At 59.2% G+C, this 12,588-nt stretch carries 10 protein-coding genes; 6 read left to right on the forward strand and 4 right to left on the reverse strand.

The window, feature by feature from the left end:
* The first annotated feature begins 2 nt into the window (after positions 1-2).
* Together J3R80_RS04940 and J3R80_RS04945 are read left to right on the forward strand one after the other, a co-directional pair.
* The gene (locus J3R80_RS04940) at positions 3-2,615 is read left to right on the forward strand and encodes a TRAP transporter permease (protein WP_275392647.1); all 2,613 of its coding nucleotides are present in this window, start codon (positions 3-5) and stop codon (positions 2,613-2,615) included.
* Positions 2,612-3,046 (forward strand): universal stress protein, encoded by a 435-nt coding sequence (locus J3R80_RS04945; RefSeq protein ID WP_275392648.1) that lies wholly within the window; start codon positions 2,612-2,614, stop codon positions 3,044-3,046. Before J3R80_RS04940 ends, J3R80_RS04945 begins: the two co-directional genes overlap by 4 nt.
* Positions 3,047-3,107: 61 nt before the next feature.
* Here J3R80_RS04945 and J3R80_RS04950 read toward each other — a convergent pair whose 3' ends face one another.
* Positions 3,108-4,568 carry an ATP-binding protein gene (locus J3R80_RS04950; RefSeq protein WP_275392649.1) on the reverse strand — a complete coding sequence of 487 codons (1,461 nt, stop codon included), beginning with the start codon at positions 4,566-4,568 and terminating at the stop codon, positions 3,108-3,110.
* Entirely contained in the window at positions 4,568-5,302 is a 735-nt protein-coding gene (locus tag J3R80_RS04955) for a response regulator transcription factor (RefSeq protein ID WP_275392650.1), read from the reverse strand. Before J3R80_RS04955 ends, J3R80_RS04950 begins: the two co-directional genes overlap by 1 nt.
* Positions 5,303-5,523: 221 nt before the next feature.
* Between J3R80_RS04955 and J3R80_RS04960 the strand changes: the two genes are divergently transcribed.
* The 4 genes from J3R80_RS04960 to ugpC all read left to right on the forward strand — a co-directional run bounded on the left by J3R80_RS04960 (position 5,524) and on the right by ugpC (position 9,693).
* Entirely contained in the window at positions 5,524-6,768 is a 1,245-nt protein-coding gene (locus J3R80_RS04960; RefSeq protein WP_275392651.1) for an ABC transporter substrate-binding protein, read from the forward strand.
* Positions 6,769-6,831: 63 nt separating this feature from the next.
* On the forward strand, positions 6,832-7,704 hold the full coding sequence (locus tag J3R80_RS04965) for a sugar ABC transporter permease (protein ID WP_275392652.1): 873 nt from the start codon (positions 6,832-6,834) through the stop codon (positions 7,702-7,704).
* On the forward strand, positions 7,697-8,590 hold the full coding sequence (locus J3R80_RS04970; RefSeq protein WP_275392653.1) for a carbohydrate ABC transporter permease: 894 nt from the start codon (positions 7,697-7,699) through the stop codon (positions 8,588-8,590). The genes J3R80_RS04965 and J3R80_RS04970 overlap by 8 nt, the downstream gene beginning before the upstream one ends.
* Before the next feature lie 5 nt (positions 8,591-8,595).
* Positions 8,596-9,693 (forward strand): sn-glycerol-3-phosphate ABC transporter ATP-binding protein UgpC, encoded by a 1,098-nt coding sequence (gene ugpC / locus J3R80_RS04975; RefSeq protein ID WP_275392654.1) that lies wholly within the window; start codon positions 8,596-8,598, stop codon positions 9,691-9,693.
* 3 nt (positions 9,694-9,696) lie between these two features.
* On the opposite strand, the gene J3R80_RS04980 is transcribed toward ugpC, so the two are convergent.
* Positions 9,697-10,689 (reverse strand): aldose epimerase family protein, encoded by a 993-nt coding sequence (locus J3R80_RS04980; RefSeq protein ID WP_275392655.1) that lies wholly within the window; start codon positions 10,687-10,689, stop codon positions 9,697-9,699.
* On the reverse strand, positions 10,686-12,587 hold the full coding sequence (locus J3R80_RS04985) for a beta-galactosidase (RefSeq protein WP_275392656.1): 1,902 nt from the start codon (positions 12,585-12,587) through the stop codon (positions 10,686-10,688). The genes J3R80_RS04980 and J3R80_RS04985 overlap by 4 nt, the downstream gene beginning before the upstream one ends.
* Position 12,588 lies beyond the last annotated feature (1 nt).

Raw genomic sequence — 12,588 nt, forward strand, 5'->3', positions numbered from 1 at the left:
AGATGTCCAAAACGGAAGAACGCGCACTCAGCGAAGAAGAGCTACAGGAACTGGTTGCCGCCAGCGATACTGGTGCCCGCAGCCCGCACGGGCCGGTTGGGTTGATGATCGCAGGGGTCGCCCTGGTCTGGTCGATCTTTCAGGTGCTCTTGGCCTCGCCCGTGGCGCCTTATGTGCTGCCCGGCGACCTGATCAACAACTCGCGCCAGATCCACCTGGCGTTCGCGATATTCCTGGCTGCCATGGCCTATCCGCTGTTCAAGTCCAGCCCGCGCGACCGCATTCCGTGGTATGACTGGATCCACGGCGTGGGGGGCGCGTTGCTCGCCATGTACGGGTATTTCTTTTATCAGAAGATCGTCGGAAATGGCGGTCTGGCGGATGATACCGACGCGATCATATCGCTGATTGCGTTGGGCTTTTTGTTCCTTGCCGCCTATCGCACGCTCGGCCCGGTGATGGTCGCCCTGGCGGTGGTCTTCCTTCTGTATGTATTCTTCGGCTCGTCCGAGGTCGTGCCCGATCAGATCCGCTGGGCCGGTGCCAGCTTGCGCAAGGCGATGAGCCATATGTGGATCACCTCGGAAGGGGTGTTTGGCATTGCGCTGGGCGTGTCCACCAAGTTCGTGTTCCTATTCGTGCTGTTCGGCGCGCTTCTGGATCGCGCCGGTGCAGGTAATTATTTCATCAAAATGGCGTTCGGCGCGCTTGGCCACCTGCGCGGCGGGCCGGCCAAGGCTGCTGTTGTGGGGTCTGCGGCGACTGGCCTGATCTCGGGCTCGTCGATCGCGAATGTTGTCACCACGGGCACGTTCACCATTCCGCTGATGAAACGCGTTGGTTTTTCCGCCGAGAAGGCCGGCTCGGTCGAGGTTGCCTCGTCCGTGAACGGTCAGATCATGCCGCCCGTCATGGGCGCAGCTGCGTTTCTGATGGTGGAATATGTCGGCATCTCGTATGTCGAGGTGATCACCCACGCCTTCCTTCCTGCGATCATTTCCTACATCGCGCTGGTCTATATCGTGCATCTTGAGGCGGTGAAAAACCGGATGCCGACCATTGGCAACAAGGTGGTGTCGATGGGCAAGACCATCGGCGGCATGTTCGCCTTCTTCGCGGGCTTTGCCCTGCTGTGCTATGCCACGCAATATCCGGTTGGCTGGATCGTGTCGATGTTCCCGTCCGGGTCGGGCTGGGTTCTATCGATTCTGCTGTTCGTCATCTATATCGCGCTGATCTATCTGGCCGCACAGGTGCCGGACCTTGAGCCGGACGATCCCAACGCCGAAGTGGTCGAATTGCCGGATGTGGCGAAGATCTACAAATCCGGTCTTTATTATCTGCTGCCGATCATTGTTCTGGTTTACTTCCTGATGATCGAGCGTAAATCGCCGGGCCTGTCGGCCTTCTGGGCCACCTTCCTGTTGTTCGGCATCCTGCTGACGCAGAAATCGCTGAAAGCCATGTTCCGTGGCGAAAGCGATGCGGTTGCGCGGTTGAGCGAAGGGTTCAAAGACCTGATCGAAGGGATGATTGACGGCGCCCGCAACATGATCGGGATCGGTCTGGCCACGGCCACCGCCGGGATCATCGTGGGCACGGTGTCGCTGACCGGGATCGGGCAGGTGATGGCAGATTTTGTCGAATTCCTGTCGGGCGGCAATCTGATCCTGATGCTGATCTTCGTGGCGATCCTGTCGCTGATCCTTGGGATGGGCCTGCCGACCACGGCGAACTATATCGTCGTGTCCTCGCTGATGGTGTCCGTCGTGGTCGAGCTTGGGGCGCAATCCGGTCTGGTCGTACCCCTGATCGCGGTCCATCTGTTCGTGTTCTATTTCGGGATCATGGCGGATGTGACACCACCCGTTGGTTTGGCCAGTTTCGCGGCAGCCGCCGTGTCGGGGGGCGACGCCATCCGCACCGGGTTCACCGCGTTCTTCTATAGCCTGCGCACCGTGGCCTTGCCCTTCGTGTTCATCTTCAACACCGACCTTCTGTTGATCGACGTGACGTGGATGCAGGGGATCATCGTGTTCATCGTGGCGACGATCGGTATTCTGGTCTTTACGGCTGGCTCGATGGGTTTTTTCCTGACCAAGTCGCGTATTTGGGAAACCGTTGCGCTGCTGGTTGTGGCGTTTGCCCTGTTCCGTCCCGGCTTCTTCATGAACCAGATCCAGCCACCCTTCGCCGAAATCCCGCCGGCACAGTTTGCCACTGCATTAGAGGAGGCTTCGCCGGGCGCTCAACTTCGCGCGGTGATCCGTGGTCCGGATTTCGACACGTTGGAAAGCAAAGACCTGACGGTTGTCTTTGATGTGCCGGACGAGGCCGATGCGCAAGCGCGGCTGGATGGGTTGGGCATCATACTTGTGCCGGAAGGCGACACCGTAAAACTGGACGAGCCAATGTTCGGCACCTTCCTGGCGGACAAACTGGCGTCGTTCGACTTCTACGGTGATGAACCGGTGCAAATCGCAGCGGTGCAAGCCCCGTCCAACCAACCACCGAAAGAGCTGATCTTCATACCGGCACTTCTGTTGCTGGGCCTTGTGGCCTTTTTGCAGTCGCGCCGGGCCGAAGATGAAACCCCTCAAGGAGAACTGGCATGACCAAGACAATTCTTTGTGCCGTGGACATCAATCGTCCTGATGAGGAAAAAGAGGTGCTGACCACCGCGTCCAAACTGGCCAAGATGGATGGCGCGCAGTTGGATGTCATCACCGTGGTGCCCGATTTCGGCATGTCGGTGGTGGGGGCTTATTTTCAGGATCACCATGTCGAGCCGGTCAAGGAACGGGCCAAGGAGCTTCTGAAAGAGATGACCCGGTCTACGCTCGGGGCTGAACGGGACACGGCCGTGCGTCACGTCGTGGCGGTTGGAACGGTGTATGAAGAAGTCCTGCGCGCCGCCAAGCTGGGCAAATCGGATCTGATCGTGATCGGGGCGCATCGGCCCGATTTGAAGGATTACCTTCTGGGTCCGAACGCGGCCCGTGTGGTGCGCCACTCGGAATGCTCGGTGTATGTCGTGCGCCATTAACACAAGACATGGCTGCCCGACCGAGTTGGTGTCGGGCAGCCTCCACTCGCACCCAAATTCATCAGTGTCGCTGAATAGACAGCAGCGCCCGCAACCCTTTGGTCCCAGTCTCAAAGCGGAGTGTGCCACCGTGTTGGTTGGCTACGGTTGCAACAATCGTCAGCCCCAGTCCAAAACCTCCGATGTTCACAGTGTTCTCGCCCCGCTCAAAGGGTGCCATCATCCGTTCAACATCGGTGACTGAGTAGTTTGATCCCTCATCCTCGACGATAATGGTGGCGGTTTCGGCGTCCGTTTGCAGTTCGACCGTGGCACGCCGACCGTATTTCAGCGCGTTGTCAATCAGGTTCGTGATGGCCCGCTGAAGCGATATCGGGCGTGCAGTGACCAGCACCCGGCGTTCATCCGGCAGTTGGCTATGGCCCCGGCGCGACATGAAAACCGAGGCGCCGCCCTCGACGATAACCGGATCCTGATCCCGAAGTGAAACAGGGCGACCCGTGTCCTGATAGTCTGCCACCAACGCCTCGATCAGCGATGTCAGCGACAGGTGTCGCGGTTCCTCGGCGTTAATCTCGGACCGCGTATAGGTCAGTACGCTTTCGATCATGCCGGTCATTTGGTCGATATCCGCTTCCAGCTTTCCGCGCAGGGCATCGTCGGGGATCAGGGCCGTTCGCAATCGCAACCGCGTGGCGGGGGTGCCCAGATCGTGGCTGACCCCGGACAAGACCATTGCGCGCTGGGCAAGCTGCGCGCGTTCTGCTTCGAGGTAAGAGTTCACTGCGGCCACAATACTGCGCAATTCGGTCGGTCCCTCGATGTCATAGCTTTCGGGGCCGCCAAAACGCCGACGTGTGTGCAGCGCGCGCGCAAAGTTCTCAAAGCGGGCCGTGGTGTTGGCGACATGCGTCAGAAGCGCGGCCAGTGCGATGATCGCCGCGATCGCGGCGGGCACCCGCATATCGGCAGGCGCCGTGTCGCATCCCCAGATGCCCGTGCCATCAACGCGCTGCCAGGGTTTGTCTGCGAAGCGGGCGAAGATGATCGGTTCGCTGCAATAGGTGGCCAGAAGGCGGGTCATTTGACCCAGGCGTCCAGCGGGAATGGGGTCGCTACTCACCACGATGTCCGAGATTGGATAGACCAGCTCGTCCGACACAATCCCAAGGGTCAGAACAGCCCGATCTGTCGGCGACGCGGGTCGTGTCAGGATCGAAAGATTGGTGACATAAGCGGGCTTGGGCGTGTCCGGCAATCTTGCGAAATCGCCCATCGTGGCGGTTGCCGCGTCGTCCGTTGACAGCGGCGTTATGGCAATCTGCTCACCGGGTGGCACGCCAAGCCGCAACGATTCATAGATCGTAAATCCCGCCGCATAGGCTTGTGACAAGTGGCGATCCCATGCGCGCACCGACCCCAGCCAAAGCGCGGCAGCAGCCACACCGGAAACAAAGGCCAACGCAACCCAAGCCCCACCGACCCGACGCATTGAAAGCCCTCGTGACAACCCACGCGTCATCAATCGTCCTTCACGGTCACATCAACAGCGAACACATAGCCGGTGCCCCGTTCGGTGCGCAGCAATTGCGGGTCTTTCGGCTGTTTTTCGATCTTCGACCGAAGACGCCCGACCAGAACGTCAATGGCACGGCCCGTGGCTTCGGGCTGGTTTCCGTCACCTGTCACATCCAGCGCGGCCGCGATTTCTTCGCGCGTCAGGGGGATGTGTGGATTTGCAAGCAGCACTTTCAACAGCGCTGTTTCGCGCTGGGACAGGGCCACCTGAAACCCTTCGGGCGACACGACCTCATCGCGCTTCCCGTCATATATCCAGCCCCCGAAATGAAAGATCGACACGCGGCGGCGATACGCCAGCGACGGTGTGCGTTGGGCGCGCAGCAAAACCGCCCGCACCCGGGCCAGCAGAAGCTGCGGGTTGAATGGCTTGGCAATATAGTCGTCCGCCCCAACCTCGTATCCCGCCATGCGTTGATGATCGGCAGAGAGCGCGGACACAAGAATGATTGGCACGTCCTGCTCGCGACGCAGGCGCGAACAGATATCAACGCCGTTTTCATCTCCCAGCATCACATCCAGAAGGATCAGATCAATGCGCCCGGCGTCAAGATGGCCGCGGATTTCGGTTTCGGATGCAGCGGGAAGGGCAATGAAACCTTGCTGTCGCAGGAACTGAGTCATCATCGACCGCATCTCTGCGTCGTCGTCGACAACAAGAAGGCGTGGAATTGTCACGTTTCGATCTCTCCCTCCGGTCAGAACCGGCCTCTTGATCCAGCCTTTGTAACAAACAGCAACAGAATCAAGGATTAGGTAACAAGCTGTAACAGATTGGCAGAAAAACTGCAGTCCGACCCGAAAGTGGCTGTGGTTGACCGTTGCTGCGACTCGGTTGGCAGATGCATGCTGGTGCTATCGCCGCCGAGGAGGGTGGCAGATTATGGGAGGACTTTAATATGAAAAGAACCGCTTTTGCGGCCGTATCCGCGCTTGCCTTCATGGCAAGCAATGTTGCCGTGGCCGAACCGCAGGCCGAAGTGCTGCACTGGTGGACTTCGGGTGGCGAAGCCAAATCTGTGGCTGTTCTGCAAGAAGAATTTGCCGCAAATGGTGGCACATGGACCGATATGCCGGTTGCCGGTGGTGGTGGTGACGCTGCCATGACCGCGCTGCGTGCCCGTGTTCTGTCAGGCAACGCACCGACCGCCGTCCAGTTGAAAGGCCCGGCCATTCAGGAATGGTATGAAGAAGGTGTGCTGGCCGATATTTCATCTGTGGCCGAGGCGAACGGTTGGGCAGATGTGCTGCCGGAATCGATTGCCAACCACATGAAATGCGAGGGCACTTGGTGCGCCGCACCGGTCAACGTGCACCGGATCGACTGGATCTGGGCCAATGCAGACGTGTTGGAAGCAAATGGCATCACGATGCCCACCTCTTGGGACGAGTTCAACGCCGCTGCCGAGAAACTGCAAGCCGCGGGTGTGATCCCCTTGGCCCATGGTGGTCAAGCCTGGCAGGACGCGACCGTCTTTGAAGCTGTGGCTTTGGGCATCCTTGGACCTGACGGGTTCAAGAAGGCATTTGTCGATCTGGACCCCGAAACGCTGACCTCGGACGGCATGGTCGCTGTTTTCGATCAGATGCGCAAAATGCGCGGCTACGTGGACGACAATTTCTCGGGCCGTGACTGGAACCTTGCCACCGCGATGGTGATGAACGGCGAAGCCGCGTTCCAAATCATGGGCGACTGGGCCAAGGGCGAATTCCTTGCCGCGGGCAAAAAGCCGGGCGAGGATTTCCTGTGCCAGTCCACACCGGGTGACGGTTTCCTGTATAACGTGGACAGCTTTGCCATGTTCAATGTGGATGGTGACGACAAGAAAGCCGGGCAGGACCTGCTGGCCGAGCTGATCGTCGGTCAGAACTTCCAGAAGGTGTTCAACCTGAACAAAGGGTCGATCCCGGCCCGCGTTGACGTGGCGCTGGACGAGTTCGACAGCTGCGCCCATACCTCGTCCGAGGATATGAATGCCAGTTCGGCCAATGGCTCGCTGCTGCCCAGCTATGCCCACGGCATGGCGCTGCGCGGGGCGCAGGCTGGCGCGATCACCGATGTTGTGACTGCGCATTTCAACTCGGACATGTCGTCGGCTGACGCGGTCCAGATGCTGGCCGACGCCGTTGCCAACAGCATGTAAAACTGACCACTTCGCCCCCGCCCAATACCGGGCCGGGGGCGAAGCTATCCGGGGACCGATCCGATGACAAAATGGCTGGAAACGCACCTGCCCAAGATGGTGCTTGCGCCCTCATTCATCGCCGTTCTCGTTTTCGTATATGGGTTTATTGCCTGGACGGCTTGGGTCTCGCTGACCCGCTCGCGTCTGTTGCCCAAATACGAGATCGACGGCTTCATTCAATACGACCGCCTGTTCGCCTCGCCGCGTTGGGACACGGCGATGAACAACCTGTTCATCTTCGGGGCGCTTTTCATCATCATCGCGATGGTGATGGGTCTGCTTCTGGCCATTCTTCTGGACCAGAAAATCCGCACCGAGGGGGTGATCCGCACGATCTATCTATACCCCATGGCGCTGTCGATGATTGTCACAGGCACCGCGTGGAAGTGGATCCTGAACCCCGGCCTGGGCATCGAGGCCACCGTGAAAAGCTGGGGGTTCGAAAGCTTCACCTTCGACTGGCTCGTCAACCCGGACTTCGCGATCTATACGGTTGTGATCGCCGCCGTCTGGCAAAGCTCGGGCTTCGTGATGGCGCTGTTTCTGGCCGGGCTTCGGTCGGTGGATGACGAAATCATCAAGGCCGCGCAGGTCGATGGCATCCCGACATGGCGCATTTATTCCGCGATCATCATTCCGTCGATGGGGCCGATCTTCATGTCCGCCTTCATTGTGCTGGCACACCTCGCGATCAAAAGCTTTGACCTTGTCATCGCCTTGACGGGCGGCGGTCCCGGTTACGCGACCGATCTGCCTGCAACCTACATGTATGCCATGGCGTTCTCGCGCGGCGACATCGGTCAGGCGGCCAGCTCCGCGATGATCATGATGCTGGTCGTGTTCGCGATTGTCGTGCCCTACCTCTATTCGGAACTGCGAGCGAAAAATGACTGAACTTGCACATCCCCCCGCCCAGAAAAGCGGCGCGTTCGGAAAGGTCGTCCTGCGCTGGGTGCTTTACATCTTGCTTTGCCTGTTCGCGCTTTACTACCTCATGCCTCTGTTCGTGATGGTCACGACCTCGTTGAAAAGTCTTGAGGAAATCCGCACCGGCAGCCTTGTGGCCCTGCCGCGCGAGGTCACGTTCGACGCGTGGAAAACCGCATGGTCCGGCGCTTGCACGGGCATCCAGTGCGAAGGCTTGCGTCCGTACTTCTGGAACTCGGTCCTGTTGGCCGTGCCAGCTGTCGCGATCTCGACCTTCATTGGCGCGTTGAACGGATATGTGGTGGCGCAATGGCGGTTCGCTGGCGCCAACATCATCTTCTCGCTGATGCTGTTTGGCTGCTTCATCCCGTTCCAGGTGGTGCTGCTTCCCATGGCCCGCCTGCTGGGCCTGATGGGGATCGCAGGCACCATTCCCGGTCTGATCTTTGTCCACGTGATCTATGGCATCGGTTTCACGACACTGTTCTTCCGTAACTATTATGTCTCAATCCCGTCCGAACTGACCAAGGCCGCGAAGGTGGACGGGGCAGGGTTCTTCCGCATCTTCTGGTCGATCTTCCTGCCGCTGTCGCTGCCCATCATCGTTGTGACCGTCATCTGGCAGTTCACGCAGATCTGGAACGACTTCCTGTTTGGTGTGTCATTCAGCCAGGCGGGCACGCAACCCGTGACGGTGGCCCTGAACAACATCGTCAACTCGACCACCGGCGTGAAGGAATACAATGTCGACATGGCCGCCGCGATCATCGCCGCCGCCCCGACGCTTCTTGTCTACATCGTCGCTGGCAAATACTTCATCCGCGGACTGACCGCGGGCTCAGTAAAGGGATAAGACCCATGGCACCCATTCTTGAAATCCAAAACCTCTATAAGAACTATGGCCCGGTTGAGATCCTGAAGGACATCAACATCGCCATCGAACCCGGCGACTTCCTTGTGCTGGTTGGCCCCTCGGGCTGTGGCAAGTCCACACTTCTGAACTGTATCGCGGGGCTTGAGCCGATTACCGGTGGCGACCTGATGATCGGCGGGAAAAACATGACCGATGTCAGCCCCAAGGATCGCGATATCGCGATGGTGTTCCAATCCTATGCGCTCTACCCGACCATGAGCGTTGCGAAGAACATCACCTTCGGGATGAAAGTGCGCGGCGTCGATCAGGAAACCCAGACCCGCAAGCTGAACGAAGTGGCCAGCCAGTTGCAGATCGAACAGCTTCTGAACCGCCGCCCCGGCCAGTTATCCGGTGGTCAACGGCAACGGGTCGCGATGGGGCGGGCGCTGGTGCGCGATCCCAAGTTGTTCCTGTTCGATGAACCCCTGTCGAACCTCGACGCCAAGCTGCGGGTTGAAATGCGGTCCGAGATCAAGAAGTTGCACCAGACCCTTGGCGCGACGATGGTCTATGTGACCCATGACCAGATCGAGGCAATGACGCTGGCCACCAAGATCGTGGTTTTGAAGGGCGGCATTATCCAGCAGATCGGATCGCCAGCCGAGATCTATAACAAACCTGCCAATCTGTTTGTGGCCGACTTCATGGGCTCGCCCGCGATGAACCTGATCCCGGCAAAGGCGCGATCTGGGGGCAAAGGTGCACAGATCGAAATTGCGCGTGGCACGGGCGATCCGTTGATTCTTGTCGATGAACACGCCCCCGCCTTACCCGAAGACGTGATCCTTGGTCTGCGCCCGGAAGACATTGCCGAAGCAGGGTTCCGCGCCGGAGCGGATGTGCAAGACGCCAGCTGTCTGGTCGATATGGTCGAACCTGCTGGTGCCGACACCTATGTGGTGTCGGAACTTGGCGGCAAGCAGGTCACGGCGCGGTTGCACGCGGAAACCGTTGCAACACCGGGCGAAATGCTGGACCTGTCCATCGACATGAGCAAAGTGTCTTACTTCGCGCCGGACAGCGGACAGCGGCTGAACTGACGTTCAGAATGTGGCCTCCGCGCCCCTTGTGAAGCTGAATACCGTTTGCGCCTGATAAACTTCGCCAGGGCGCAGACGGGTTTGCCGTTGCCACGGTTGGTTTGGCGCATCGATCCAACGATGTGGCTCAAGTGCAATACCCGCCCGCCCGCGATAGCTGCGCCCTTCAAGCCCCTCATCAACGATACTTAGTCCCGACCCGTCATAGACTTGCAACCCAGGTTCAGTGGTGTCGACGGACATTGCTAACGTGTCCGCGAACAAAACCGCCACACGGCGCAGAGGGCGTGGCGCTTGGCTAAGGCAGTAATGGTGATCCAGACCTTTCGGGATATCCGCCCGGTGGCTGACGTCCACCCCCAATGATCTTGCGTGAACGGGGTTTGCGACGGGCAGCCCGTTTTTCACCGGCAGTACATGGCTGGCGGCGATCGACAAGCGGTGCCGGGCGATATCAGGCGATCCGTCGAGGTTGAAATAAATATGCGGTGCCATGTTACACACGGTCGGCGCATCGGTGTTTGCGGTCAGGGTGATAGACAGGCTGGTGCCGTTCAAGCGGTAAGTCACTTTCGCCAACAATCGCCCAGGAAATCCCATGTACATGTGGGGTGAGATATGGCCGAGCGTGACATGGTTCCGCGAATGATCCGTGATCTGCCAGTTCTGGTGACTGAACCCGTCCCGCCCTCCATGCAGGCAGGTCGTATCGCGCTCGTTGCGATCCAACTCGAACCGCTTCCCATCAAGGGTGATTGCACCTCCAGACAGACGATTGGCCACCCGCCCCACCACAGCACCCAGATACGCCGGGTTGGAAAGATAATTGATTGGATTTGCATAGCCAAGAACGAGGGGATGCCAGACCCCTTCCAGCCGCAAATCTTGCAGGCAGGCACCTAGTGACAGAATACGCGCGTGTAATCCATCCGTTTGCAGCGTGATCGCCTGAATGGGTGCGCCGTGCCGGTCTGTAAGTTCCAGAGCCTCGATCACAACGCGCGGCGCAGCACACCTGCGGGTGGTAGTGGACCATGCGGGGTGTCGACGGTGGCGGTGGTGTGATTGAACCAGAATTCCTCGGTCGCGGTTTTGCGGCACCGAACGCCATCGGGTAAGGCGAGGGTGGACAATCCCGTGCGCTCAGCAAGCATGACGACCAAGCGATCCAGCGCCGCGTCGTCCAGCCATCCGCCGCAATAAAGCTGTGACTCGCGGGCCAGCACCACGGGGGCGCCTGTTTCGGTGGTCATAAGAGGTTCGGCGTCGCCTTCGATCTCTTCGATATAGTGCTGGACCTGCCCACCACCATGCAGCGATACGGGTATATCGGGTCGCAGGCTCTCAATGCGTGATACAGTCAAGTTGAGCTTGGGAATTGCAGGCGGTAGCGGGTCGGGAATGTTGAAATACTGATCGCGTGCGGCTGTGCGTGGGCCATAGACAACATGTGCGTCAGCATTGGACAAGGCGTCTGCCAGATCAGGGTCCAGATGGATCAGGCCGGGGGCCAACACGACGGCGAAACCATCGAAATCACGCGTGTCAGGTGGCAGGATATCCACCGACACGCCCACCCGTCTGAGCGCGCGATAGTGATCGAAGATCAGCCCAAAATAGTTCAAACCAACCCCATGGGGCTGCGTGGCCCACGCCCAATCCGCCTGATAATCGAAGATCAGCGCAACAGGCGCTTGCGTGGGTTGCACGGATTGGGCGTTACGAAGTTCTTCTGCAACTTGACGGGCTTCGGCACGGCCGGGGGCATCCTGATTGTCGGGCCGCAACAGACCTGCGTGCAGCTGTTCCTGGCCAAAATGGGCCTGCCGCCATCGGAAATAACATACGGCTTCCGCCCCGTGGGCAAACGCCTCCCAGGTCCACAGCCGTACCATTCCGGGTAAGGGGGCAGGGTTGTAAGGTGCCCAGTTCACGGGGCCGGGTTGTTGTTCCATCACCCACCAGCGGCCGCGCCCGACCGCACGGTAAAGGTCATGGTGAAACGCCTGAAAATCAGGATCGCCCTGCCGGGCAAAGGCGCGTTGATGGGCTGCCGAGGCCCCCACGCGATCTTCCAGAAAACCAAGGGGGTAACTGTCCCATGTCGCGATCTCAAGGTCCTTGCCCACGGCAAAATGGTCAAAATCGGTGATCCGACCCATGTAATTGTGGGAAACAGGGGCGTCCGAGCGTGGTTTGATTTCATCCACCTGCGCGCGGTTGAAGTCCACGACCATGTCCGAGCTGTACCGCCGGAAATCCATGACGTGGGCGGGGTTGGGCTCGGTCACGGTCAGATTGGGCAGATCAATCTGATCGAAGCTGGCATATTCCATGGACCAGAATACATTGCCCCATGCCCGGTTCAGCGCGTCAACGGATTGGTATCGCTGCGCCAGCCAATCACGAAATCCTGTGCGGGCAGCATCGGAATACGAGATCGTGGTGTCGTGGCAACCATACTCGTTGTCGGTCTGCCATGCAGCGATATGCGGATTTCGGCCATAACGGTCCGCCAATAGTCTGGCAATCCGACGGCATTCCTCGCGATAGCCCATGTGGCTGAAACAATAATGCCGCCGTGATCCGAACTTGCGGGGGCGGCCATCAACATCAACGGCCAACATGTCAGGGTGGCGGTCGATCATCCAACGCGGTGGGGTGGCGGTTGGGGTTCCCAGCACGATCTTCAATCCGGCTGCGCCCAGCACCTCGATTGCATGATCAAGCCAATCCCAATGCAAATCACCCGGCGACGGTTCAAGCCGCGACCACGAAAACTCACCGATCCGCACCCAGGTCAGGCCGGTATCGACCATGCGACGGGCGTCTTCCTTCCACATGTGTTCGGGCCAGTGTTCGGGATAGTAGCAGGTGCCAAGTGTACGTTTCATA

It is taken from the genome of Aliiroseovarius sp. Z3 (assembly GCF_029105185.1).
Taxonomy (GTDB): Bacteria; Pseudomonadota; Alphaproteobacteria; order Rhodobacterales; family Rhodobacteraceae; genus Aliiroseovarius.

What these genes read in the sequence shown, in the direction of transcription:
- J3R80_RS04965 (WP_275392652.1), top strand. Translation starts at nt 6,832, where the DNA reads ATGACAAAATGGCTGGAAACGCACCTGCCCAAGATGGTGCTTGCGCCC.
- J3R80_RS04950 (WP_275392649.1), bottom strand. Translation starts at nt 4,568, where the DNA reads ATGACGCGTGGGTTGTCACGAGGGCTTTCAATGCGTCGGGTCGGTGGG.
- J3R80_RS04985 (WP_275392656.1), bottom strand. Translation starts at nt 12,587, where the DNA reads ATGAAACGTACACTTGGCACCTGCTACTATCCCGAACACTGGCCCGAA.
- ugpC (WP_275392654.1), top strand. Translation starts at nt 8,596, where the DNA reads ATGGCACCCATTCTTGAAATCCAAAACCTCTATAAGAACTATGGCCCG.
- J3R80_RS04960 (WP_275392651.1), top strand. Translation starts at nt 5,524, where the DNA reads ATGAAAAGAACCGCTTTTGCGGCCGTATCCGCGCTTGCCTTCATGGCA.
- J3R80_RS04945 (WP_275392648.1), top strand. Translation starts at nt 2,612, where the DNA reads ATGACCAAGACAATTCTTTGTGCCGTGGACATCAATCGTCCTGATGAG.
- J3R80_RS04940 (WP_275392647.1), top strand. Translation starts at nt 3, where the DNA reads ATGTCCAAAACGGAAGAACGCGCACTCAGCGAAGAAGAGCTACAGGAA.
- J3R80_RS04970 (WP_275392653.1), top strand. Translation starts at nt 7,697, where the DNA reads ATGACTGAACTTGCACATCCCCCCGCCCAGAAAAGCGGCGCGTTCGGA.